We start from the raw sequence: 25,345 nt of genomic DNA on the forward strand, positions 1-25,345 counted from the left end.
CGCGCGCGCGTACGCACGAACAGGGTAGAGAGAGGAGCGGTTTTTTATTTTGAAAAAACACGATATCAAGTTTGCTGTAACCATTGACGACAAACGAAAATTGATGCTGATGGCTTACGATGCTAATCTATCGCTTACGCAATTTTGCTCAAAGCTTGTCCGAGAAGAACTCGTTCGATATCGCATGTACTCGAAAATAGCTTACCCAACCAACGGTGTGCTTATACATGTCAAACTGGAAGATGATTATTTTAAGATGGTGCAAACATTGGCTGTGCAGTGGCTCCTGCCCTATCGTCAAGTCGTGCATCGGCTTGTTGCCAATTATTTAAAAGAGCCAAATCCAATTGACGCAATAGTAATTTCTTATACGGATTTATAAAAACTGTGGTCCAACGTACCACAAAATCGGAGGAATCAGCATGAATAGCTTGTCTTATATAGATTTAGGGTATGGATGGACAAAAGGAATCAGCAGTGGAAAACAATTTTTTGAACCTTCCGTGGTCGGAGACGCACGGCAGCTAATGGAAGAACAGCAGCGCGACGGAGACATGATCTACCACGACGATGAGCAGTCACTATTCGTTGGCGGCCTCGCACTGCGGCAAAGTAAGATTCGATATAACAGCACCGGAGAAAATAAAGCGGAGACATGGACAACAGCTGTCATTCTCAAAACGGCACTTGCTAGCTTGTCCCCAACCGGGCCAGTGAACTTAATTACTGGCCTACCTGTGGACTATTATTTGAAACAAAAAGCATCGATGGCACAGCTGATTGATGGAATTAACACAGCCGGATCCTACCAAGTGGAATTTTTCGGCCGCCGTCAACCGGTCCGCGCTAATCCCCTGATTGCCAATTACAAAATAGTTCCGCAGCCGTTTGGCAGCGCTATGGACTATCTCTTAGATGAGCGTGGCAATGTTGCTAAAATGGATGAAGCAAAGAAATCCATACTCGTGATTGATGTCGGCTATCACACGCTTGATCTGCTCGAACTGGACGGCATGGAGATCGGCAAAAATAGCCGGTCACCGCACGGATTAGGCGTAGATACCGCCTATAACCTCCTACATGGCTATCTCGTTGATATGATCGGCCACGCTCCGGAACGTTTTGAAATGGATCGCTACGTGCTGTCTGGAGAATATGCCGGTTATGACATTCGCCCGCTCGTTAAACAAGCGTTTCAGGCGCTCGCACAGCAAATATTATTGGAGATTGACAGCTTATCAAGCTACTATGATATGTATCTTTTAACCGGTGGCTGTGCGCCGACAATCAAGGAATTTATCAATCTTCCAAACTTGGTTTTGCTCAAAGGCTCGCAGTTTGGTAATGTCCGAGGGTATGGCAAAATTGGGGCGCGGTTATGGTCGAAGTGATTCGTGTCCGGTTAAGAAAACAGAAAGATGATGATTTGCGTACAGCGTTTGAGGAATTAACCGATGATCGAAGCGATTTGATCCGTGCGGCGCTAAGAGCATATTTATTTGAGCAGCCAGAACGACCGAAACTCGAAACCAAGCCTGTCCCAAAACTGGAAAAGAAAGAAAAGCCGGATGAGGCAGTGATCGGAGGTCTTGATGATCTTTTAGGTAATTTTTAATGAAACAGCAAAATCACCAGTTTATAATCGCTTACAGTGTGTCAAATCGATAATGATTGACCATTGTAAGCTTTATTTTCACTAAAATCTATATTTGCTAATTACCCAAATATCGGTTAAAATTTATTTGAATATTTAGTTATATTTTCTTTGTTTTCCCCCACTATTTCCACGTGTTTCTTCCTATCTAATAATCGAGGTGATCAAATGAATCCACAAAAAATTGCAGAAGCCATTTACGTTGTCAACTGTCACGCTAAAACTGCCACTCAGCCGCAGCAGCTATACACTTTAAAAAGAGTAGCGCTCAATAAGCTAATCCGTGAAGGTTCCGCGCAAGTAATTGGGTTACATCGTTATTCTTCAAAGCCGCGTTCTCGTCCGCCTCATTGTGTTTTAATTCGTTGTAACAACTATTATTTTCATAAAATCCCCTCAAGACACGAGCTACATCATCTCAAGCCAATTATAGGTACCCCAGATCATCGCAACCCTAAAGTGAGACTTTCATTATCCAAAGCAAAAATAATTATATCCAACTATATCGGCAAAGATCACGCCGAACGTACCCTTTGTATCGCAAAAATGCGCTCCACCAAGAATTTCCGGACTTGGTGACGTGAAAAACAATACGCCCGGATATGCTGTTCGGACACGGAAATAATGCGGATTCTTCGCTTAGTGAATTTACCTGTTCTATCTTGATAAACAATCACAACAACATCACCCGGTCGCATACTTTTAACTCTCCTTTTTCCATAATTATACCGAACATTTATTCGCAAAACAATATATAATAAGAATAAACGTTCGTAAAATATTGGTAAAGGAGAATATGTTTTGTTCGAAATATTTATCGGTTGAAAAATTATAACTAATTTTAATACGTATAAAATGAATTATTCTTGGATATATTAATTATTAACAAAAAATTATTAATTTAGATGAAAGGGAATTTTCTTCAAAAAATACGCTGTAATGATGCATAAAAATAGCTTTATTTTCGTAATTTAAAAGTGCATTAAAGAAGTTGACCATGGTTGACAGCGATTTTCTTTAGTGTTAGTTTAATCGTAGAGCTCATCTACCAAGTCGTAGAAGGAGAAACTGGGACCCCGATCGGGTCCCACTTTATTTATGTCCATATTGTTCATAGTCCTTATTGAATTCAAATTTAAAACTTTTTAGAACTACTGGATAAGCTGTAATAAATTTATACATTGCTATATCTGTTTTGTCATGATTATAAACTATGCTAAATATTAATACATAATCAGTTGGCCTATCAACGTATCTTATAAATAGTCTTTTTTCTCTTCCTCTTCGAGTTTTCACCCATCTTTTCCAAATTCTTAAATGCACATTACGCCTATTATTATTTGCTAATTCAATAATTATCCTGATCCAATTAACTTTATGAGCTCTAAAAATGCAAGGAATACTATTTTCCGACTTTAAATAATTTTGCTCATCATTATATTGACATTGAAATACACAATACTTCTCCGCAATATGATTTTCACAAGGAAACATATCGTATTTTGTATCATCTGAGCCTATGCTAGCTACGTGCCAAAAAGAAGCTTCTTTATTCTTAACCGTTAAACGTTCATCAATAAATATAAATTTACCAAATAAAGTTGGCCGATTACTTCTGTCAAGCATTTCAGAAATAAAGATATCATAGGCTCGTTCAAATAATCTATCATTATTGCTATCAACTATATCAATGGGTTGTGGCAACGAGTTTTCCATATTTAATTACCTCTCCGTGGATGCCAAATAAATACATTGAATTTATATTCATCAGGATAAGTCCCGTTTATTTTTCCACCAATAAAATCAATTAAACTATTTACGAATTCTGTTTTAGTGGTTTTACTTTTTTGATAAAGCCCTCTATGATAGTATCCCAGTGCACCGATTAGTAAATCGGTAATCTGTAGTAAGTCCGAACTCCGAGAATCAACTTGAGAAATGTCTTTTATTGTTTCTCGTTTAAAATCAAATTTATTGTTGCAAAGGACTTCACGTAACTTTCTCACTCTTGGGCCGCCGTTAGTATCTTTTACGTCTATAAATATTCTATATTCCTCATTTGGCAAACAAAATCTACTTAGTAGAAAGTAATACATTTTATAGTACCAAAGGTTAGGGTCTCCATCGTTAAATTGGTCATGATCTAACTCCGATTTGTTTGTAGCAACTATCGCCCTAAATCGTAGATCCTTTTCTTCAAAAAAATAGTCCAATAATTCTTTATATAAATCAAACTTTGGCGCCGATATTTTTGTCCACTTTATTTCTGACTTACCAACGTTATGCCTAGACTTTATTGACCTTATTTTATTGAATATTTCTTTCTTTTTATCGTGAGGACAAGAAATCGCCCCTAGCACCATGACTTCGCTACTGTCATTAGGCAGATGACAACTCTCATCACAATATATATAATTCATATTTTCCTCCGTCAACCTGTGGATTGTGTGGATAATGTGGATAAATGCATTATAACAAATATAATATTTCCTTAACAACACCTATACCTTTTCTAATTTATAAGGAGCCTAATTGATATTTTCGATTTCAAATCAATAACTTATGTTATAATTAACAGTTAAACATTTTTGTTATGTACACCCGGTCACCCGGGCGGTAAAAATTTATGTTATTTCGCCTTAAGCACAGCCTGTTCAATCAGCTGTGGAATCAGCGCTTCAACGTCACCAATGGCTGATTTACCAAGTTCAATCAATTCTGGTGCCTGTGCAATCACGGCTTTAACCGCATCCTCTTTGACACTCGCAGCGAGTTCTGCTGTGAAAATTCCTTTAGCCTTGGCATCCGCAACAACTCGCTGATTAAAGTCAGCAACGACCGTTTGAGCAATGGAACCCAGTCCATCAATAACTTTGTTTGCGATGTTTGCCTGCGCTGTGCCGAGGTGTTCGTCAACTGCATCTTTAATCTTTGGTACAAACGCTGAGATTAAAACGCCAACCCCTGCCACCAGTATGGATAAAACTGCAGTTAATGCTTGTACGCCTAAATCCTGCACAATAACCACCCTTTCAATATTTGATTTTCTGACCAGGATAAATGACATCCGAGTGCAGCTTGTTCTTGCTTTTGAGAGCCTTCACAGTTGTTTTCTTCGCCTTCGCGATTTCCCAAAGCGTATCTCCGTGCCGAACCGTATATGATCGGCTTGAAGCCTTTTTGGCTGCCGGTTTCTTAGTCACGGCCGTAGAAAGAGCGGATGCTGTTTTCGGTCCGTAGATGCCATCCGCATTAAGTCCGTGAACCAGCTGGAACCTCTGAACCGCATTCTTGGTCCGTGGACCGTAAACGCCATCGACACCGTGGTTTTTTGCCGATTTCTGCGGATAGAAATGAACGGATGCCAGTTTCTGTTGCATCGTCTTTACAGCTGATCCACGGCTACCGAGCTTGAGAATAGTTGTCTTCACGGACGACTTTGCGGCAGGTTTTTTAACTGCATCTTGAGCCTTCTTGCTGACCTTTTTCCCAGCTTTGATATTTGCCAGCAGTGCAATATTTTGTGCAGCGGTACCGTGATAGTCGCTTGTCTTGGTCACAATGCCATAAGTAACCGCAAGTTTTGCACGATTAGTAAAGCTTTTGTCGATTTTTTTTGACGAAAGATAGTTTACGAGACTGACCGGACCAATCTTGCCGACTTTGCTAGACACAGCGCCCGTATACTTACCGGCATAGTCAATGTTGACATCAATTGGTCCATAACCAGCAAACGGACGCCGTGAGCTGCTCCATTGGTGTGCACCGCGGTTGTTGCCGGGGTCTAGGACTGTCTTGCCATCGGATGCGTATCGTGCGAGCCACGGTTGCGAGTTGTTCAATTTACTCGCGTCTAATCGGTCCTCGTAATACGATTTTCCGGTATAGATGTCCGTCCGATCGTATCCAAGCCTGTGCAGCTCTGCGATAAATGAATTGGCATAGCTGGTCAAAGTTGATTTGCTCTTTGACAGGTTTGTTGCTTCGAGGTCCAACACAACATATCCATCCTTATTCTTGTCGAATCCATCCGCCTGAAGATTTTTGTCAAACCAACGCGCCTCTGCCTGTGCTTCGCTGATACTTGTTAGCCTTCCGAAATGGTAAGCTGATACACGCAGTCCAGCCGCGCGAGCATTAGCGATATTAACTGCAGCTGCTTTGTCACGGACGGTGGTTCCCTCCGAGACTTTGATAGCCACTCCATCAATTCCGCCTGCTTTTGCTGTTTGATACACCGATAAAGGCAACCCTGATTCCGACTGATGGTGGCTCACATCGATAAAATCAATTCTTCCTGTCTCCGCTTGGATTGGCTGGCAAAAAGAAAACGCCAGTGCTACGGTCAGCACCAGCGTGATCACATATCTGATTTTCTTCACTGTTTCTTCTCTCCCTTCTTATTTTCTCCCCGAAGCTGCGTAAACGCCTCGGAAATCTTCTGGGGCAAAGGTACGCCCATATGCCCCAGGTTCTCCGTAAAACTGATTCCTTCCGTGCCAATAAGAAACATGAGCATTGCATTGCGCATAAACGTTCCGGATCCGGACGCCATGTCAAGCATGTGCGCCACGACCACGGCCATAATCATTCCGGACTTTTTCATTAGGCCGCGATATGCCACGTAGGACGAGACCGTGCGCATGTAGTACGCTGCCATGACCCCGCTGATGTAGTCAGTGCCCATCATAACGCCAAAAGCAATGATGAGATTATCTAATCCGCCCAACAAAAAAGCGGCTGCCGAATAGGCGCCGCCGAGTAATGCTGTCCATAATGTATCTGTATTGTGTTGCACGTCCTCACCGCCCTGTTAGTTTTGTGTCGCCCCTGCCAATGACTGTACAGCCGGAGCGATCAGCGCATTAATCTGCTCCACGTTGCCACCTGCAGCCGTAAACTGTTCCATCGTGATCTTCACGCTGCCGTTGAGATATTCGCCTGTGCTGTCATTGCGACCGTTAAACTGCAGCAAGAAACCCGTGATATTACGTTGCGCGTCGTATTGTGCATTAATTCCTGTAAATTGATAGTTCATGAGTGATTCCTCCTAAAATTTTGTATTAAAAAAGCACCTTATTTGGTGCTCTCTTTCTTCTGCTCAGCTTTCTCAAATGCATTACATAGATAATCGTATATATCAGCTTCCTGCCCACTGAATTCTCTCTCACAATCAAACAGCACTTTCTTCACTGTCTGCAGCATTACCTGATTATCGCCGCCATCAATGACGCGTTCTTCTTCGTACAATTCCTTTCGTGCCTTCTGAAAATGTTCTATATCCTTCACATCGAGCAATTCTTGTCCATTTACCATATGTGTCTTTGGCTCACCATTCTCATCTAGTTCACATTCCTCCTTTCTCATGTCCTTTTCGTCTTCAAGGAAAATTTCCAGCTTCGCTTGCAGGAGCTTGATAAAATGCGTCCTATGCCGTGACTGCTGACCTTTAAGTGATAGTGAGTATAAAAGATTAATAGCCGGTGCAAGTTTCTGATTTTCGATTTTGATTTCCATTATGCTGCAGCTCCTTCGAGTAGTGAGATTCGAGATTCTAGTTCTGCGATTTTTAAAATGTCTTGTTGATGTATAGCTGTTAATTCTTGGATGGATTTAATTGCAAGATAAAGAGCACTGTGGTCGTCTGTTCCTCGACCGTCAGTACTCAACATTTGTTCTGGCGTACTGTATCCATCCCCAATAATGGGACCGTAGCTGAGTTTTGTTATCCCCTTTTCTGCTTCCTTCTTGTACCGATACGCCCGAATATCCACGGCGTTAACCGCTGCAAGTGCTTGGCCTTCTTGCAATTCTTCAATATCCTGTTTAAGTTCAGCAAGTGAATTCGTATTCCAATGGTTTGCCCATGCATCACCAGCCACCCACATGGTCCCTTGGCGTGCATCTACCGAAAAAGCAGTACCATATTGACCCACAATTCCGCCGTTATAAAGATTTTGAATACTGAACCCATACCAGGTTTCAATTGCAATATTGTTCTTCCCACCAAGCCCTGCTTGATCATAACCAGCTGTTAATCTCGCGATGATGGGATCACTTGTACCGTGGCCTAAGTAGAGACCTGATCCATACCCACCTGAAGATGCAATGGCATAACCACCATAGATACTGTCACCCGCAACCATTTGCCCTGAAGTTTCGATGCGATTCTCTTTAAGCAGCGAGTAAGCATCACCGCGTTTGACGTAGAGACCTCTGATCGTTGCGTTGTCAGCAAGCAGAACGCCGTTCTCGCCTGAATCACCGTCCCATAATTGGAATGATGAAGCATTGATAATCGTACGATCGGCCGTTTCTGATCCAATAAGCATATTCGAATGGGCGATGACATCACCGGAGGTCTCAATATATGATTCTCTTACCGTGGAGAAACTGGAATCTCTTTGTATATTTATGCCTCGCATGTCGGCATTGTCAGCGATTACGATTCCAGCGTAACTGTTCACATCGAAGATTTGCAGTGACGACGTATTTGCCAATAAGTGAGCCGCAAATGCACCAACTTGTACATATTCATCAGCGCGTACGGATCCACTTGTATAGAGCCTTCCTGCAGTTAAACTGGTGTAATACCCATTTCCATCAGCTTTGATGTCAATTCCTCGAAGATTTTCATTGTCCGCAATCGTGATCGCATTTTGACCAGTTTCGTCCCAAATTTGGAATGAGGAAGAATTCAGGGTGATATATTCTCCAGTTGATGCGTTAATTCGGAACGGGCTTTCGTTACCAACTAACCCGAGTACAACTTGATCGCCATTAACAAATTTTGATCGCATCGTTGTATTTTGCGTCGTTAAGTTTCCTGAAGGATCAACCAAGAAATTACCGTTGCCCATGTTTAGCGTTACACCGGTAATTGATCCAGCCGTCACACTTCCTAAATTCGCAGAAATGGCTGCTAAATTGGCAACGTCCATTTTGTCAAACGTAACAGACTTTGCTTTGATATAATTGCCGTTTAACTCTCCGACTGTCGCTTTGCCCAGGTCGACGCTGGCGATCATGGCGTGCGTGATCACCGCATTGTCTATCGTCGTCTGTCCGGTGATATGCACCTTGTTGCCGGCAATTAAGATTGATTCTGTGCTGACATTGATCTGATTGACTACATCGTTTTTGCTGACGCGCAGATTGATGTCGTTGGACAACTGACTGATCTTGCTGTTATAGGTGTCTGTTCCTACTTTGCTATCAATACTCGATTGCAGAGTCGTTGCCGTCTGCGTGACGAGTGACTTTGTCGCATAGTCCTGGTGGACGGTCGTTTGAAAGCCTGACAGGGTTTGGGATAGAGACGTAAACTGGACAGCAGTTGCCATATCTTCTGGTGCGGGTGACCAATCATCAGAAACTTTGTTACCTTGTCTCAGAGACATATTTTTAAATACACCACCCTGTGCCGGACCCTCGGCAATAAATCCAAACTGACCATTATTAGTAGTTGCCCAAAGTGGTCTATCATAAGTAAATACTATTTTGTATTTCCATAAGCCATTTCCTAAATCTGTTTTCTCCCATTCAGAAGAGTCTTCTCCGATACGGACACCCCAAGCATCACCTACTCCATCAGTTCGTCGTCCAATAACAATGGAATTAAATGGTATAGCGTCTATCTGATTTCTCTGCACATTGAACTGCATCGTATATTCTAAAGCAACAGTTTCCTCAACAAAAACACTTGAAAGTTGAATCCATGATTGAGAATAACTTGATCCTTGTGGCGTAAGATACAGTTCAGCGGAATTTAAAAATTGATTCCTTCCACCAATCTGTAAATTGTCCAAATTTGTCTGCACCGCACTAATATTACTCGTCAAACTATTGCTCGTAGCTGTCAACGCCGTCTGTGTGGCATACCGGCTATCCGCATCTTGCTCCGTGATTCGTGCGGCGATCTGATTCGCCTGCGTGGTCATAGTTGCTTCTGCGGTGGAGACTCGACCGGTGAGTGTGTCCACACTTGACTGGCTTGCTTTGAGGGCGATAGCGCTAGTATTAGCGCTAATCTGCGTGCCCTGCTGATCGACTTTTCCAGACAGGGTATCAACTGTTGTCTTATCAGCTTTAAGCGTTATGCTGTCGGACAGTTGGTTGATAGCTGTGCCTTGTGTCGTTACTGTGCCGGACAAGCCGTCGAGTGCGGATTGATCTGCTTTGTCTTCGGGTGCTGGAGACCATGAAGTTGCTTTGTTGCCTTCTTCAATTTTTAATCCACACATCCGAACTTTATCAGTGCTATTTATTCCTCCATATGCTTCTAGCCTAATGGTTCCAACCGTATCTAGATCCCTAACAGTAAAAGTCTTAGAAAACCTAGTCCATTCACCATTAATATTTGCTACAAAACCACGTTGATCGTAAGCAATACTATCACACCAAAATTGAATAGGTTTAGTAGCACTACTTGTAATTTTCGCCCATACAGATATAGTGTACTCTTTACCGATTTGGATAACTCCACGACTAACTAAATCGCTGGCTGGATAGGCAATACCACTCCAATCACCAATGCCTTCTGCGATTTTAAGACCTTGATAGGTGTCACTTGTAAGATGCGCATTTTTCATCACAACAGGAGAAGTTATGTCTTTTGTACCAAGTGCTAGGTTTCTTCCACCAACCTGAAGATTATCAAACTCCATCTGGCTAACCTTAGTGCTTATCTCATCGGACAACTGGTTAATCTGCGACCCCTGACTGCTGATCGTCGTGCCTTGATTACCTACCGTCTGCGACAGGCTGGTCACGTCTGTGCGGATGCCGTCTGCTTTGATGTCCACTGCGGATATGGATTGGTTGAGCGTATCCTTATCGGCGTTATAATCAGTCTGTGACACCTTACCGGCAATCTGGTTCGCCTGTACGTCAAGTTGCGCCGTGTTCGAGTTTACACGACCAGACAGCATATCCACCGTTGTCTTATCAGCTTTAAGCGTGATGCTGTCAGATAACTGATTGATGCTGGTGCCCTGACTGGTAATAGTATCGCCTTGATCAGATATGGTTTGAGTAAGGCTATTAACGTCTGTTCTAATTCCGTCTGCTTTTTGATCGACAGAAGCGATGTTTTGAGTCAGGGTATCCTTATCGGCGTTGTAAGTTGTGCTTGACACCTTTGTCTGGATGTCCTCTGCATTTTGATCAATCGCAGACTCATTATTTTCAAAACGCTGGACGACACCACTCTGATCCGTATTGTAAGTAGTTGTGCTGACCTTGCCAGACAGGGCGTTATCTGTCTCCGTTTTGGTGTACGTGGTTGACTTATCAGCTTTAGTGACAAGCTGTCCATTAACCCATGTCGCATCGGCTTTACCTGCGATGTCGGACTGCATGGTATCTACCTGTCCACTTAGACTGCTTACGCCGTCCAGTGCATCCTGCGCATCCTGTGCAGCACTTGTCGCCTGATTAATCGCTGTGTTTGCGTCCGTTTGTGCCGACTGTGCAGTGTCTGATGCATCGTTAGCCGTGTTGATTGCATTGAGGGCATCTGCCATTGCCGCCTGTGCGTTGTCCCACGCTGTCGATGCCTGACTAGCCGCATCTCCTGCCGTCTGTTGAGCCGCAATAGCCGCACTATTTGCACCATTTGCTGTGTTGACGGCATTCGATGCATCGCTTGCTGCACTAATAGCCTGTGTGCTCGCTGCATCTGCTGTGGCTACTGCAGCATCTGCTTGATCCTGTGCGGCTTTGACGCCGTCTTGAATCGGATTCGTCCACTGACCATCTTGATAGACAAAAATCGTTACAGTGCCATCAGCGTTGTCACGGAACCATATGTCTTGATTATTCGCCGCTATGGGCTGCGCCGCTTGGTGGTAGACAGTGTTTTTGCCATTTGCTGCGGTAAGTGCGTCGATGGCTTTGTTCAGGGCATCGTTGGCATCGGCTGACTTGATTAAATCCCAACTGATGCCGTTGTATCGATGCATCTTTGTAAATTGTCCGTTAACAATTTCAAACCACATATCGCCGCTGATTAGGTTTCCAGTCGGCTCAACCGCGGAAAAATAGGTCTTGTTCTTACCGTTCGCCTGTGTGAGTGCATAGCCGGATACCTTCGCCGCTTGGTTCGCGGTTGCGGATACGTCAGCGATGTTGGATTGTATGGTGTTGATACTCTGTGATAGTCCGTAGCTGATTGGATCACCAAGATCGATGCTGATATATTTTTCATCGAGCACATCATAATCAGTTGCAATGACCTTCGCCTTTACATCTACTCCATATTGCAAGAATCTTACCGTGACAATATCGCATAAATTCACATGTTCCAATGGCGCAATATCTTTATAATCTTCTGTTTTCCAAAGATCAATGAAATTGATTGTTAGATTAACTTTTGGTTTACCTATCTCATTATTGACGATATATTGCTGCACTTTTGTTCGAAGCGATGCTTCATCCGTCACATCGTCACCGGTAAGATCAACAGGCAGACAACGTCCATAAGCAAAATTTTCTACATATTGACTCTCTACCTTTTTTTCGGGTAATTCAATGACCTGGTCAGTCGTTCCACCGCTTCCGTCGTCAACTTGGATCGTCGCATAGGGATAGATGCTCGTGTATGTTTCATCAATGACATCTTCCTGGTTAAAATCAATCAGGTTTTTCCCATACCCGACAATAATTCCGGTATCAGTGCCTCTGTTTTGCACAAACCGAATCAGATAATTGTCAAAGGTAAATTCACCGCGCCAGCGATCAAGCACACTTCCTTCAATTCCGGCCAGAGCAGCACCTGCAGAACAATGATCGAGTGTCGTACTGGAGACCGTTGTATCATCGCTCACGGATTCAAAACGATGTGGAAAAAGACAGTTTGACAGAATAGCGTTTAAGGCTTGCTGAGCCGTTCCGTTGGTCACAGTAACTTTACTGATGGGATTGTAGTTCAGATCATAACGAATATGCTGCGCTTTGTATAAGACTCGTTTATTGATTGCTTTCCCAACATAGTGGATCCGGAACAACTGCGGCTCCATGTTAGCATCATCGTTCATTTTTGCCTTTACGATGCATTCTTTTTCAATCGAATCAAATAACGGCCCATCAGCCGGATAAGCGAATTCAAGAATGATTTTTCCGTTTCGCTCCTCGACTACGTGCGGCGAGATGATATCAGCCAGAGCACCAATACCCATATGATTAAATTGAGTTTCATTTTTGTCATATAGAATTGGGGTCATAGCTTATTCCACCTCGGTTTCAGTTCGATATGATCCACAGAGCCAGTCCAACTGAACTGATTTCCACCAGCATTTAAAATCGGCCAGAAGGCTGACCGGTAATGAGTGTTCTGTGTAGTTGTTCCTTTAAAAGCACTTTGAAGTTCTGAATCGATCTCGATGTAATCACTAATTCCAGTTAGGATAATTTCCTGATCATTTATGTGTAGCGTAATGTCCCCTGATCCGAAAATTTTCATATACGGCAAAGATGTCCACTTTTCGGGATTGGTAATTGTTTTGGGCGCCGTAATCGTTTGGATTTGGTCACCAATTAGGCTATATCGGAATGGCTTGCAATTAAAGATCGGACGAAAGCTGCCAAATTGGTGAATGACTTGCGCAATGTCTAAAGCATTAACGCAGCTTGCCCAACGGAAATAGTCAGGATTCCAACTGTTAACCAACTTCCCATATTTTGAAGATGATTGCAGCCATCCCTTTATCCTGCTTCCCAATTCATCAAGTGACTCATTGCTGGTAGTCTCAACGTTGCAATCATAGGGTTGATCGTAATTCTTATAGCTGTTGTGATCGATAATCAAATCACCACTTTTACCAGGAACATGAACAAATTCAACATCTCGTTCTGGCGCCGCTGAAGTGAATTCATTTTTAATCGTCAGTCCGTAATCAATAGATTTTTCACCTTTAAACTCAAAATAAGAGGTCATTTGAATCCCACCTCTTCCTTGATATAAAGGCCAAGTTCCCGTGATAATTGTTTCGGCCCTTTCCCAGTCTCATCATTGTAATTTTTAATATTGAGGTTTACATTGACTACCCGAGAATTGTCCGACTTAGAACTTGATCGATTGACAATCGTTGGCGTTGAAAATTCTGATGGTAACGTAAGCTGCCGAATAGGATTAATTGATGGGAGACTTAAATTGCTGATTCGGTCTTGTAAGTGATTCATAATTTCTTTCACACCACTAAAACCATTGCCCACACCGGTCGCAAATCCCGGTAAACCTAACAACTTTCCTAGCCGTTCAGTTTCACTGTTCTTAAGTACAGATGATCCAGCGGAAAGAGGCACAATGGACGGTTTATCGACCAGATAGGTGCCAATCCTCTTATCATTAACAAACTCGCGTCCGGCCTCGCCAACAAGGGCAACTTCATCGCGCGGAAGATCTTTAACGCCAGCAGCATGTTTTGAAAACCATGTCTTGACGTTGATGATTTTTGAAATCGTTTTGCCAAGGTCAAAATAATTAGCGTCCTTATTAGTTTTGGCGTTAACGTTCTTTCGGACACCTTTAGGTAAGTCGTGATAATTCCCGTCTTTGTTCGTTTTCGTGTTTACAAGCTTCTTAATTGTGTCATCAAGGTCATAATAATTATTGTCCTTATGTGTCTTGGTATTGATATCCTTCTTAATGTCTTTCCGCAATTCTTTGTTAAGATCGTAAGCACCGTTAGTGGCACCTTTAATCTTATTTCCAACACCGATAAGTTTGTCAATTACCCCTTGAGTTGCCGACTTCTGTTTATTGTACTCGGCAGTGTTCAACTTCCCAGAAGCGTATGCCTTATTGATCTCAGAAAGTTTATTTTTTTCCTTTTCAACTTGCCCCGCAAGAATTGATATTCCCTTACGTCCTTGGTCATTAATTCCAACAGATTTAAGCAAAACGCTTGCGATCTTCGCATTCAACTGATCCGCACGGTTAAGCTGCTGCTTATCTTTGTCCAACTTTTCTTGTGTTTTGTCATTTATTTTCTGCTGTTTACCCAAGTTAGTATTTAGCAACTCACCGTGGTTTCTCAATAAACTTAGATTATAGGTTGCAACTGCTCGTTCAGATTCCGAAGCGTGAACATTATCGCGTTGCGCTTCGTATTTCTTTATAGTTGCTTTCCAACCGTTTGCAATCGCTTCTTCATTTAACTTTTGAAGCCCTCTTTCCGTCCCCAACCCTACATTGAGTTGATCTTGTAAATCTTTTATCCTTTTTTTATATTTTTCTTCATTCCCTAAAGCATTGTTACGAGCAATCTCTAATTCTCGCAACTGTTGTTCAAGTAAAGCAGCGTTGTATTTCTTTGCCTTGTCCGTACTCTCTGCAATTCGATTGCCTTGGTCAGTTATTTTGTCTGTAGCACCTGGTACCTTCTCAATTAATTTACCGTTCAAATCAAGCATTTCGGATAGTTGCTTGTTGGACAACCCAGACTTTTTTTGAAGCTGATCAGCTTCATCTTTGAGTTTGGCAATCTCTTTCTCGCTCGTCTCTTTCTTCAATCGCGCTTGAATATCGATAAATTTTCCGAATTCGTCTGAGGTCAGCTTAGATTGTGCCTGCAGGTCATCATACTTTTTAATAATTGGATCTAGTTCCGCACGTTGCTCTCCAATAGCATCAGCCGCAGCTGTAGAAGTGCTTTCTATCTTGTTCATTTGATGCCATACGACGCCGGCACCGATGCCGAGCGCGGCGAGAGCTGTAATTGTCAACCCAATCGGATTGGTAAGCAGTGGAAGAGCACCGGCGAGCCCACCTGCTTTTGAAGCGGTCTGTGCCAATCCTCCGGCTGCTCCTGCAACTCCGGCTGCCTTATTGAGATCTCGGAGGTAATTAATGAATTTACTACCCGCTTGTATTGCCCCGGCAGTATTTTTAACTAGCCCCCCAATCGCCCACGTCATGGCTCCGAGACCGGTACCGACGGCAAGCACTGCAGTAGTTGTTGCCGCCGCTTTAACAATAAATTGTTGCATTTCAGGCGACAGGTTGTTGTACCACTCAACTGCAGCTTGAACCTTTTTAGTCATGTCCTGAATGGTTGGGGTAAGGTTTTCACCAACAGTAATTGCGGCAGATTCAACAGCTCCTTGTAGTTGATCGACAGATCCTTTGAGATTATTTTTCATCTGCTTGGCAGCCTTAGCGGATGCCCCATCGGAATCCTTGAGCTCTTTCGTCATAGCGTTTAATTTTTTCGATCCGGCTTCAACTACGGGTAACATGCCCGAAACTGCTTCGGTTCCGAAGATCGTAGACAAAGCAGCCGTTTTTTGTGCCTTGCTCATGCCGTCTGTTTTCTTGCTAAGATCGCCCATGATTGTAGCAAATGGACGCATCTTACCATGGCTATCTGTTATTGTTACACCGAGTTTTTTCAATTCTTTCGATGCATCCTTCGGCGGATCAACCATACGCAAGAGCGCAGCACGCAGAGATGTTCCTGCCTGTTCTCCACGAATACCAGAGTTAGCCATGACCATGGTAGCGGCAGACAATTCTTCCATACTATATCCGAGGGCGTGCGCTGGCGCTGCTGCATACTTAAAGGTGTAGGTCATATCCTGAATGCCTGCAGCACTGTCGTTTGCAGCCATCGTCAGAACATCCGCAATATGTGAGGCATCTTTTGCTGATAATCCGAATGCATTAATTGCCGTGGAAACCGTGTCCGAAACAAGAGCAAGATCTTCCCCACTAGCTTCAGCCGCAGAAATAACACCAGGCATTGCCGCAATGATTTGGTTGGCATTAAAACCATTCTTTGCCATCTCGCTCATGGCTTCGGCAGCTTGAGAAGCTGATAGAGAGGTTGACGCACCCAGTTTTATCGCCGATTCGCGCAACTTGCCAAACTCTTGTCGATTAGATCCGGCCATGGCGCCTACTTTCGACATCTTCGCGTCGAAATCCATAGCAGTTTTAGTAGCGTAAACCAGTCCACTACCAATGGCGGCAGTCGCAATCCCAAACACCTTTGCCATCTTTCCGCCCGCGTCCTGGACGGCACCATAACGCTTTTGGACATCGGTTAACTTAGAACTCAGCCGTTCCCACGCGCTCACTTGCTTACCAGTTGAGTTGCCAGCGCGACTATTTGTTTTTTCAGTTGTCGCACCTAAATCCTCAACTTCTTTTCTTAGCGCATGAATTGTGGTTTGCATCTGAGCCGCCGAGGCAGTAAACCTCGCTTGGAGTTCACTAACTAATGCCATACAATTAACCTCCTTTCTGCCGCAACTTCAGCCGTTTTAAAAGTTCAAAATTCCATTCTCTTTTCTCAATTGGCTGATCTTTAAGAGAACGTGGAAGAAGCGATTGACGGAATTCTTCTCGTTCTTTTGAATCCACGTTCCCGGAAGCATAAAATGCTGAAAGGAACGCTAAATAGCGCTCACTATCTTTCTCATGGGCGCTAGCTTTGTCTTTTTCGTTCTGCAGTTCCACATAACTTAAAAGCTCCACCATTGGTGTTTGGAGCACCTCTGTGCGTCCGCCAAGTAGTGGAGCTAATCGAAATACGATGGTTTCTTTTAGGCTTGTGTCTGTTCCTCTGTCTCTTCTTTCGGCGCTGGAGCCAGCTTGTTGATCAGTCCCTTGATCTTGACTCTTGTCTTGGTCAGCGCCAAAGACTTTTTTGCTCGAGACATCAACTTTTCAATGTCGTTTTCGGTGATGATTGCGTCGTAAATATCGAAAATAACACCAAGTTTTTGCGATTTCAGTGCATCAAGAGAAATTCCGCTTAGGACACTCACAAGCTGCACCGCGTGTTCCGGCAATCGAACAGCCAAGGCATCAAACGAGCCAACAACTGCATAAGCAAAGCGAATGTCTCGCTGTTGTGCGCTTTCTTCATCAGCTTTCGAGTTAAAAAAATCAAGGAGTTGTGCTAAGCCTTGATCTCCGTTGACTGTTTTTAATGCATCGTTCAGCACTTTCATCATTCCAATATACTGGTCGAGCACGATTTCCTCTATTTCATGATTTTCGACTTTGATGTTGCCTGATTCATCTTTAATTTTTAATTGAATGGTTGTGGCCATGAGTTTTCCTCCATGATAATAAAATAAAAGGACTCAAAAGAGTCCTTAAAAATCAAGGCTCAGCATTTGGATCAGTTGGTCCAATGTAGAAGTAGTTGCCATCCTTCGTTGGATCAAATCCATCACGCGGCATGATATTAAGCGTAATTGAACGGTTTGTCTGTCCCTGATTCCATTGCTTTGTGAAATCTCCGTCCGACGCTGCTTTATAGACTACAATGTCCATAGATTTGTCATCAGCTGCCAAGTTACGTGGATGGATCACAATTTTTTTGCCCTTAGAACGTAGCGAAGTCCCTATTTTTGAATCGGTCAATCCTACCAAAGCGCCGCCCTCAGTTGCGGTGATCTGCTCGCTTGCCGCAAGCGCCAAATCTAGTATTTTCATATCTTCCTGAGCAGCAACAATGGTCACATGGCCTTGATACCCTGTCAGTTTGCGGTCGATTGGTGACGAACCAAAGTCAATAACTGTGATGTCCGTCCATTGCGGTTGCAGTTGAACTTCTCCGCCATCAGCCTGAAGATTTTCTGACCCGTCAAACTTCACGATGTCTTCCCCTTCGCCCACAGTAACCGTACAAGGGCCATAGGGAATTTTAACGATATTATCTTCTCCTGCCATTCTTTTAAACCTCCCTTAAAGTCGCTCTGAAATTAATGGACCACTCCATGATGCCTGATTCGTCGACACCGATTCGGAGTGGTTCGCTGAGCGCTTGTATCAAATAAACATAGTAATTTGTTGTTATGGTGGCGCCTTTAATTGTCTTGCTGATCGTTACTTGCTGATCATGCATCTTGTGGAATCGGTTGAACACCTGACGAGCCGCAAACTCTGCATAAGCAAATTCGGACGATCGGATATAGACCATGTATTCCGGCTGATGTATATCAGCATCGTATAAGTCGGGATCACCACTACCTTCCGAGTACACAGTGCCTGTGTTGTCATTCGCTGTGTAGTTGTCAATCGTCCATTTTAAATCAGGCAAAATCAGCTTACTTTGTTGCATAAAAAAACTCTGGATCACAGCTTATCGCCTCCCAGAGTACGTTTCAAAATTCGTTCTAGCATTTTCTTGTAATCCGACTCAGTCGCATTGATGGCATTCTGCAGATACTTTCGACCAGTGGGCTGCCCCTTCCATCGATGCTTACTTCGAGTTCGTTTTCCACGACCATTAATATAGTAATTATCAAACTTAGAGCCATTATCGTATTTCGGAAAATGACCCTTGCGATATGGTTCTTCATGCCGTCGCACAGCATACTTCGAATTTGAACCGACACTCACTTCAACAGTGTGACCATGTATCTCAGCCTTTGTCGCATTAATGCTATCAACAAGATCACCTGCATCTTTAGGAGCTAAGGCTTTAGCACCTTCTTCGACTAAGGAACCATAGTCAGTGAACTCTTCAATAAGAATCCGTTGAAAGTTCTCATCCATTTGATCAAACAGTTCTTTGAGTTCTTCGAGTCCATCCCACTCGATATGAAACAATTCATTTTTATTCGACATAAGCGGTCCTGAAATAGACATGGTTACCCGCGAGATTCAAAGTCTCGTTGATTGAGATGATCTTCCCCTTTTGAAGTGCGGCACCCGTTGGATGGTATTCGGCGCTGTCGCCCTCTGATATCGCTATCTCCGTCGGAAAATCGATCTCCAATACACATTTATGTTGCTGTCCGTCTCGTGCCTGAATGAACTTCGTAGACTGTCGAATTCGAGCCTGTTTGATAGGACGATCCACTGTTAATGGATTTCCGTAATCATCAGTCATCGGCTCGCCGTTTTCGTCCACCTGTGGCTGTTTGAGTGTCAGAACACCATCAGCTAGCTTTGGCATTGGTGGTCTCATATTAGCTCACCCACTCTTGCCTTGCGTCCGCCAATCAGCCGCTGCACATCTGGGCAGATCGGATCATAACTAGTAGTCTCGCCGCCGCGTCCTTCAAACGTCACAGAGACATCCTTAGCAGACGCTGCAGTTACTCCATGCCGGCGTAGCTTGGCATATTCCTCACTCTCGCCCTCAAGCATGTAATTCACCTGTAGGGAGACAATGCGATCAGTTAGAAGCGATTCTCTAAACTTATCTTTCAGTAGTTCAGTAGCTTCAAAGAAGATTGACTGCTGACCATCAGGATCCAGCGCCTTATACAGATCAGCAAAGTGCATCTTGTTTAAATACTGGTCCACGGAATTAAAATCCATGCGATCACCTGCTTTCTAATCAGGCTTTAGGTGTAGCGGTGTCTGCTGGCTGCTCCGATGCTCGCTCTTCTTCGGCGGATGCTTCAGTACCTGTCAGCTTTGCAACCAGCTGATCTTTGCTCAAGCCTGAGTAAGCAACGCTGCCGTCCTTTGCGATTGCCTGCAGATCGGTGAGTTTCAGCCTCGACAGATCATCGACTGTAGCCGCCTTGACCTTATCCCCGAGCTTGTCCGCCTGTGCTTTTTCTAATGTCAGTGTTTCATCTGGTTTAACAATCTTGCCATGATCGACAAGATAGCCTTTAGCAAAATAAAGTGGCAATCGAATCACTCCTCTTATTTATGATTAAGATCAAACACCCATCGTAACAATAGCCTGCGGTTTCTGCAGTGCCGGGAAAGCCGTTTCACCAACACGAACAGATTCCTGCGGTGGATCATCCTCAATCTTCGGCTTCACGAACTTGCCGGACTGGAAGTTCTTTTCTGCCGTAGGCCCGATCATGGTGAATCCAAGATCTTCGCCAAGAAGTACGAATTTGTTATCTTCGAGCAATGCTACATCACCGGTTCCGTAGAGGTTCAGAACATCGTCGTTGATCTCATAAGGCGGTAGACCGAGCGAAGAGAACACATTCGCAAGGTCTTGCTTGGTTAGCAATCGTTTATCAGTTGGATTCCCATAAACTTGATATTTTATCTGATCATTTTTGAGCAGCAGTGCTTCAGTTGCACTGGTTAGGTGCATCACGACTGGCTTTTTGCGCTGGTTCTCGCTTTTGAATTGATTAACCGCAGCCGTAATGTCATCCAACGGTGACGCCTCCTGCACTTCGCTCCAAGGTGTAGTCGAAGACAGCTTGTTTTCTTCCGGAACTTCAAAATCGACATGGATATGAATATCATTGTCTGTGTCGTCGTACTGCAGAACTCCCTTATAAAGCGCCTGAGCACGTAAGAACTCTTCCACATCGTCCACACCTGCGATCAGATCATCTGTGTTCTGATAAACATAATCTATCGCCTGCCGCTTTTCTTCATCGTTACGCGGTGCGTTGAACTTCAAAATCTGTCGTTCGTCCAAACGGAACATGTGCTGAATCTTGGCTACAGAACCGTAAGCTTTCTGCAGCTCCTTCGTATCGCGGAGCGGTGCCGATGCACTGAATCCAGTGATTGACGCAGCCTGTGCGTATTTCCCTGTAATGACGTTGTAAGTAAAGTCAATGTCGCTTGTTGTTCTCTGCGGTAAGAAGCGTCTCAGTAGATAAACTCTTGCCGGTGGTACGTTTTCCACGTACCCAGTGAATTCTGCTTCTCGAAACTCATCAAGATGTAATGGCATTTCTCGTTCCTCCTATTGGTTCAAATTAAATATCGAATACGATGCGGCCAGCTGCCGCAGTCTTGAAGTTTGCAGTCACACCGGTGCATTTGGATTCCAATGGGTGACCAGCTGCCAAGATACCAACGATTGGGTTTTGACCGGCATAGATCTTAACGTCATGCATCGTCAGTCCTGCGCCCGCCACCGTTGCTGCTGTTTCAGTATCAAACGGATGATACAAACCATCCTCACCCTTATAAACAGCGGTACCGGCTTCCACATAGGCTCCTGCGGTAAAATCCGTAGCCGACAGTGTCGCCCCGCCTGTCTTCACTTCCATGCCTTGCGTGTTCCGCATAAATTCTTTTTGACCATAAATCGTGTCAAAACGTGGTTGTAAGTTCATGGATTATTCCTCCTTCTTGTGTCGAGCAAGAGCGCGTGCCTTGCCCGATTCATATGGATCATGCTTCGGTTTCTTGTTGCCGCGCTGACGAGAACCCGGGCGATAGGCTGAACGCCGTTTTTTCTTACTTGTCCGCTCTTCGTCTTCATCCTCGTCTTCATCGTCACCGCCATCATCTGCAGCAAAAAGATCCGGGAACTCGTCTTCCAGCGCGTCAAACGCTTCTTCGAGATCATCCGGATCTACTTCGCCACCTTCATTCAGTTCCAACTTGTCGAGATCAACAAGGCGAGCGACTAGTTTTGGATTCTGGCCATGATCAGCGGCATACTCTTTAACAGACAACCGTTTCGCTTTGCGATCCAATTTCAGCTGCAGCTTAGCTGTTTTCGCATCGTCCTCGTCACTGCCTTCATCCTTATTGACGTCCTGCTTCTGCTGCTCTTTCGCCAATAATTCCTTGGCTTTTTTCAGATCGACGCCCTTCAAACGCTTGTCGAACTTGTTCTTAAATAGCTGATTGAACTGCTTTTTGAGTTTCGGATCGTCCTTGATCATCTGCTCAAGTGTTTGTTCCTCGTCCTCATCATCTTCGTTGTCACCGTCTTGATCATCCTGATCGTCATCATCGCCGCCTTCATCGTCGTCTCCGTCCTCGCTAGCAAAGAACTGGAGATTCAGCTTGTGCGGCAGTTTCTCTGCTTTATGGGAAGCAGGCACCCTCTTTTGAAGTAGCAAAGCAACGATCAGCGAGATCCATAGTTTTAATCTTGTGAACATGTAAATCCTCCTCTGCTCTAGGTTGCAGGCACCATTCTCATGATTGTTCTTTTACGTCTGCAGTCATGGGAAAAAGACAAAATTAATAAGCCTGTTTAACGTCCGTGCTCAGAACGAGATAAGTGCAGATCACTATCCTTTCCGGGATATCCCCTGCATGATGCTGCGGTATTCACTCTGCAATTCTTGGAACTTCACAGTATTCTGCCGCTTCATTCGTCTAAATCCGCCTATTGTCTTGGGTGCGTCCTTGCCCAGCACCATCTGCCACCTAGCAAACTGCTTTTTCTCTTGATTCGCAACTCTGCGAATCTCTTGCTCTTTCTCGTATGCCTTTATCTGAGAAGCGGAGCGAACGTCTTTGTCTGGCTCGAAACCTTTCCATGCGTTCAGCTCGGATTGAATCTCGCTGTCTGAATGAAACTCAACTAAATACGGCGATACAGTATGACGGCAGCTAGTTTGGGTGATAAGGGGGCAGTATCCCAGTTCCTGAAGGGAATCCCTCTATATCACCATTCAAACTCACCACCTTCCCTGCATACGGCGCACACACATGGCATGTAGGACTGTGTTCGTCAACCTTTACCAGTTTCACATCGTTTTCAAGGTACCGATTAACCGCCCCGGTCGTGTTCGCTGTCCGCATCTTCGTCCGCACCACGGCCTGAGAATAGAAGTCTAACGGTAACCGCTTATCATCGCTCGTGATGAACGATGTCAGTCCATTCTCCGCGAACGATTTAGCGACCCGTGCTTGTATAACCTTGCGCGGATCGCCTACGATTAAGCCATTTGCAATATCTTTATTCACAGCTTTCAGAGCACCGTCAATGCTCGCTTTTGCACTCCGCTGAGCTGTTCGAATCGCCGCATTCAGGTCCATCATCGTGTCTTCGACAATGTTCTGCACGGCTTCAAGATGCATTTGTGACTGGAATTCTTTCCGCACCTTGCCGTCTTTCGTCAGTGCGGATGCTTTTTTTATCTCAAGCCCCGCTGCGATAAGCAACTTCGTTCCCTCATCTACACCGCCAAAATACTCCTTTAGAATCTGCTCCGGAATGACATCAGCAACCGTAGCTTTCAGCCTGTCCAGTGTCTTGAGAATAGAATTAATCAGCTCAAGCGCATTCGCGTCGTTCTGCAAATCATCGACTGAACTGACTTGAGAAAGGATATCTTGAACGACGAATGAGAAGTAATCAATCAGCTTGTCAGGAGACATTATTCTTCATCCCCCTCAATCGGCTTCCCATCCTCATCTCGGTTATCCATGTAGTTACTGAGGTTCGCTCTGCCTTGGCTAAGTGATGTGCTATCGTCACTCTGTTTCTCAGCTTCAATACGTTGTACTTCCTGATTAATCCAATCTTCCGAAGAATCCGGATTAATCGTTCGCACAAGTGTTTCAAGTGACGATCCGCCGCCAGTGTGTGCCGCAACGCCTTGCGTGATTAGTTCGCTCTTCGTGATCGGGAACATCTCTTTGGTCGCAACTTCCGGCTGTTCAATTTGCACCGCCGAATCGTCCTGATTGGCAAGCCACAGACAGTTTTCAAACAGCTGCTTCAAGAAATAAACATATTCATTTCTCAGCCGCTCAGCTTTGCACAGGGAAACGAACAAGTCATAATACTTGGCAATGCCTGACTGTGCTTGTGTGGTCTCAGAAAACAAGTCCAAGGCTTTTTCAGAGGTCTGTGTCTCAGCCAACATCTGCCGCTCGAGGTCTTTTACCCAAGCAACGTCGCCGATCTTCGTAATGTCAATCTGAACAACTTCAAGTGCCTTGCCATTTTCATCGAAGGTGGTTATTTCCAAGTCACGGTGATCAATCTTGCTTTCATCACCGTAGCGATCAAATGCCTTATCTTGTAGCGCCTGCATGATTTCCTTGGAGACGGCCAGCCTCGGTTTTCCGTTGCGCTCATACACAATCGCATTCCGTGTCAGCGACCAGTTGATCTCATCCTGCTTCCCTTCCTGACCTTTCAGGCAGCTGACGCCCAGCGGATGCATGAACGTCTTGTCGTTCGGCCAATACACAATAAATGGACGGTTGCGACCCGGATAGAAGGTCTCCAACTCGTCCATCTCAAGAAGTTCCATTGCTGTTTCATCGTCCACTGGCTCAAGCTGTCCGGATATGGCTTGCGAATAGTTACCAATGCCACTCGCATCAAATCCGCCGGCGGATTTCTTTTCGTCGTGCGCGCTCAACTCGTCGATCTTGTAGAGCATGTTTGTTGCAAGAAGCCCGCCATCTTCAACACGTTCACGGTAGATATGAAGATAAAAGTCCTCGCCGATCTTTCGCTGATAAGCGAGGTCAGCGCCTAGCCCATCCTCGTGAGGGAAATAGACATCACGCTGCTTGGTTTCGATTCTCAGCCCGCGCTCGTCATTCCACACAACGCCGACCAGTCCACCATCAACCTGTTGCTGTACAATGTTTGACCAATGCTCCATCTGCAAGCCGCTGTTCTTTTCGATCTGCTGAATTAATTCTTGCTGCAGATCATCAATTTGACTGTTCTCAGCATCGTGTGGCGCTTCTAGTTGCTCGTCCGTCTCTTTGTTCGCCGCATCGTTTTGCTCGCTGTCAGAGTGGATTGAGGACGAGATTTTGGCAATCGACCGTGACACAAGCATAGCCGGAATCTCCGGTATCAGTTTCGAGATATTCGCAATGATATACGGTGTCTGTACGTTTTGCGCATAGTGCCGACCGTGCATGATCTGATCGGTGATCTCGCCCTTGTCGATTAGGTTCTTCGCCCTCGGAAATAGATCAGCATGTTTGCCCTCATACAGATCACGATAGAACCACACATGACCGTGGAACTGCTCAATGACGCCTTCTGACCACTCTGTCCAATTGATTGCTGGCAT

Annotated in this window: 27 protein-coding genes; 4 read left to right on the top strand and 23 right to left on the bottom strand. The window is 44.5% G+C overall.

Annotated features, from left to right (window positions below):
* Positions 1 to 49: 49 nt before the first annotated feature.
* The 4 genes from AA84_RS0105765 to AA84_RS18575 all read left to right on the top strand — a co-directional run bounded on the left by AA84_RS0105765 (position 50) and on the right by AA84_RS18575 (position 2,233).
* Entirely contained in the window at positions 50 to 382 is a 333-nt protein-coding gene (locus AA84_RS0105765) for a hypothetical protein (protein ID WP_028976428.1), read from the top strand.
* 40 nt (positions 383 to 422) lie between these two features.
* Positions 423 to 1,391 (top strand): ParM/StbA family protein, encoded by a 969-nt coding sequence (locus AA84_RS0105770; protein ID WP_028976429.1) that lies wholly within the window; start codon positions 423 to 425, stop codon positions 1,389 to 1,391.
* Positions 1,379 to 1,615: a hypothetical protein gene (locus tag AA84_RS0105775; RefSeq protein ID WP_028976430.1), complete on the top strand. Its 237-nt coding sequence runs from the start codon at positions 1,379 to 1,381 to the stop codon at positions 1,613 to 1,615. The genes AA84_RS0105770 and AA84_RS0105775 overlap by 13 nt, the downstream gene beginning before the upstream one ends.
* Positions 1,616 to 1,822: 207 nt before the next feature.
* Positions 1,823 to 2,233: a YkyB family protein gene (locus tag AA84_RS18575; RefSeq protein WP_081791729.1), complete on the top strand. Its 411-nt coding sequence runs from the start codon at positions 1,823 to 1,825 to the stop codon at positions 2,231 to 2,233.
* A gap of 513 nt (positions 2,234 to 2,746) precedes the next feature.
* Here AA84_RS18575 and AA84_RS0105785 read toward each other — a convergent pair.
* The 23 genes from AA84_RS0105785 to AA84_RS0105900 all read right to left on the bottom strand — a co-directional run bounded on the left by AA84_RS0105785 (position 2,747) and on the right by AA84_RS0105900 (position 25,345).
* Positions 2,747 to 3,370 carry a hypothetical protein gene (locus AA84_RS0105785; protein WP_028976432.1) on the bottom strand — a complete coding sequence of 208 codons (624 nt, stop codon included), beginning with the start codon at positions 3,368 to 3,370 and terminating at the stop codon, positions 2,747 to 2,749.
* A gap of 2 nt (positions 3,371 to 3,372) precedes the next feature.
* Positions 3,373 to 4,074, bottom strand: a complete 702-nt coding sequence (locus AA84_RS0105790; protein ID WP_028976433.1) for a DUF3800 domain-containing protein — start codon at positions 4,072 to 4,074, stop codon at positions 3,373 to 3,375.
* Positions 4,075 to 4,283: 209 nt separating this feature from the next.
* Positions 4,284 to 4,673 (bottom strand): hypothetical protein, encoded by a 390-nt coding sequence (locus AA84_RS17155; protein ID WP_152540348.1) that lies wholly within the window; start codon positions 4,671 to 4,673, stop codon positions 4,284 to 4,286.
* 13 nt (positions 4,674 to 4,686) lie between these two features.
* A complete protein-coding gene (locus AA84_RS18300) occupies positions 4,687 to 6,036 on the bottom strand; it encodes a GH25 family lysozyme (RefSeq protein ID WP_028976434.1) in 1,350 nt (449 codons plus the stop codon).
* Positions 6,033 to 6,452 (bottom strand): phage holin family protein, encoded by a 420-nt coding sequence (locus AA84_RS0105805; protein ID WP_028976435.1) that lies wholly within the window; start codon positions 6,450 to 6,452, stop codon positions 6,033 to 6,035. The genes AA84_RS18300 and AA84_RS0105805 overlap by 4 nt, the downstream gene beginning before the upstream one ends.
* Positions 6,453 to 6,467: 15 nt before the next feature.
* A complete protein-coding gene (locus AA84_RS0105810) occupies positions 6,468 to 6,692 on the bottom strand; it encodes a hypothetical protein (protein ID WP_028976436.1) in 225 nt (74 codons plus the stop codon).
* A 38-nt stretch (positions 6,693 to 6,730) separates the two neighbouring features.
* Positions 6,731 to 7,171, bottom strand: a complete 441-nt coding sequence (locus AA84_RS0105815; protein WP_081791730.1) for a DUF1617 family protein — start codon at positions 7,169 to 7,171, stop codon at positions 6,731 to 6,733.
* Positions 7,171 to 12,876, bottom strand: coding sequence for a phage tail spike protein (locus tag AA84_RS0105820; RefSeq protein WP_028976438.1), 5,706 nt, complete (start codon positions 12,874 to 12,876; stop codon positions 7,171 to 7,173). Before AA84_RS0105820 ends, AA84_RS0105815 begins: the two co-directional genes overlap by 1 nt.
* Positions 12,873 to 13,589, bottom strand: a complete 717-nt coding sequence (locus tag AA84_RS17170) for a hypothetical protein (protein WP_051577823.1) — start codon at positions 13,587 to 13,589, stop codon at positions 12,873 to 12,875. The genes AA84_RS0105820 and AA84_RS17170 overlap by 4 nt, the downstream gene beginning before the upstream one ends.
* The gene (locus tag AA84_RS18305) at positions 13,586 to 16,882 is read right to left on the bottom strand and encodes a phage tail tape measure protein (protein ID WP_051577824.1); all 3,297 of its coding nucleotides are present in this window, start codon (positions 16,880 to 16,882) and stop codon (positions 13,586 to 13,588) included. The genes AA84_RS17170 and AA84_RS18305 overlap by 4 nt, the downstream gene beginning before the upstream one ends.
* A gap of 4 nt (positions 16,883 to 16,886) precedes the next feature.
* On the bottom strand, positions 16,887 to 17,150 hold the full coding sequence (locus tag AA84_RS0105835) for a hypothetical protein (RefSeq protein WP_152540349.1): 264 nt from the start codon (positions 17,148 to 17,150) through the stop codon (positions 16,887 to 16,889).
* A 50-nt stretch (positions 17,151 to 17,200) separates the two neighbouring features.
* A complete protein-coding gene (locus tag AA84_RS0105840; RefSeq protein WP_028976440.1) occupies positions 17,201 to 17,713 on the bottom strand; it encodes a hypothetical protein in 513 nt (170 codons plus the stop codon).
* Positions 17,714 to 17,765: 52 nt separating this feature from the next.
* On the bottom strand, positions 17,766 to 18,338 hold the full coding sequence (locus AA84_RS17180; RefSeq protein WP_037563075.1) for a hypothetical protein: 573 nt from the start codon (positions 18,336 to 18,338) through the stop codon (positions 17,766 to 17,768).
* Between the two features lie 4 nt (positions 18,339 to 18,342).
* On the bottom strand, positions 18,343 to 18,747 hold the full coding sequence (locus tag AA84_RS0105850; RefSeq protein WP_028976441.1) for a phage tail terminator protein: 405 nt from the start codon (positions 18,745 to 18,747) through the stop codon (positions 18,343 to 18,345).
* A complete protein-coding gene (locus AA84_RS17185) occupies positions 18,744 to 19,238 on the bottom strand; it encodes an HK97 gp10 family phage protein (protein WP_037563077.1) in 495 nt (164 codons plus the stop codon). The genes AA84_RS0105850 and AA84_RS17185 overlap by 4 nt, the downstream gene beginning before the upstream one ends.
* On the bottom strand, positions 19,228 to 19,569 hold the full coding sequence (locus AA84_RS0105860; protein ID WP_152540350.1) for a hypothetical protein: 342 nt from the start codon (positions 19,567 to 19,569) through the stop codon (positions 19,228 to 19,230). The genes AA84_RS17185 and AA84_RS0105860 overlap by 11 nt, the downstream gene beginning before the upstream one ends.
* Before the next feature lie 8 nt (positions 19,570 to 19,577).
* Positions 19,578 to 19,937 carry a hypothetical protein gene (locus tag AA84_RS17190; protein WP_051577825.1) on the bottom strand — a complete coding sequence of 120 codons (360 nt, stop codon included), beginning with the start codon at positions 19,935 to 19,937 and terminating at the stop codon, positions 19,578 to 19,580.
* A gap of 19 nt (positions 19,938 to 19,956) precedes the next feature.
* Positions 19,957 to 20,259, bottom strand: coding sequence for a hypothetical protein (locus AA84_RS17195; protein WP_037563079.1), 303 nt, complete (start codon positions 20,257 to 20,259; stop codon positions 19,957 to 19,959).
* A 30-nt stretch (positions 20,260 to 20,289) separates the two neighbouring features.
* Positions 20,290 to 21,282 (bottom strand): major capsid protein, encoded by a 993-nt coding sequence (locus AA84_RS0105875; RefSeq protein WP_028976443.1) that lies wholly within the window; start codon positions 21,280 to 21,282, stop codon positions 20,290 to 20,292.
* Positions 21,283 to 21,307: 25 nt separating this feature from the next.
* Positions 21,308 to 21,670, bottom strand: coding sequence for a hypothetical protein (locus AA84_RS0105880; protein WP_028976444.1), 363 nt, complete (start codon positions 21,668 to 21,670; stop codon positions 21,308 to 21,310).
* Between the two features lie 3 nt (positions 21,671 to 21,673).
* Positions 21,674 to 22,450 carry a hypothetical protein gene (locus AA84_RS0105885; protein WP_028976445.1) on the bottom strand — a complete coding sequence of 259 codons (777 nt, stop codon included), beginning with the start codon at positions 22,448 to 22,450 and terminating at the stop codon, positions 21,674 to 21,676.
* Between the two features lie 457 nt (positions 22,451 to 22,907).
* The gene (locus AA84_RS0105895; RefSeq protein WP_028976446.1) at positions 22,908 to 23,678 is read right to left on the bottom strand and encodes a phage minor capsid protein; all 771 of its coding nucleotides are present in this window, start codon (positions 23,676 to 23,678) and stop codon (positions 22,908 to 22,910) included.
* On the bottom strand, positions 23,678 to 25,345 hold the full coding sequence (locus tag AA84_RS0105900; protein WP_028976447.1) for a hypothetical protein: 1,668 nt from the start codon (positions 25,343 to 25,345) through the stop codon (positions 23,678 to 23,680). Before AA84_RS0105900 ends, AA84_RS0105895 begins: the two co-directional genes overlap by 1 nt.

Source organism: Sporolactobacillus terrae DSM 11697 (genome assembly GCF_000648615.1).
GTDB classification, from domain to species: Bacteria; Bacillota; Bacilli; order Bacillales; family Sporolactobacillaceae; genus Sporolactobacillus; species Sporolactobacillus terrae.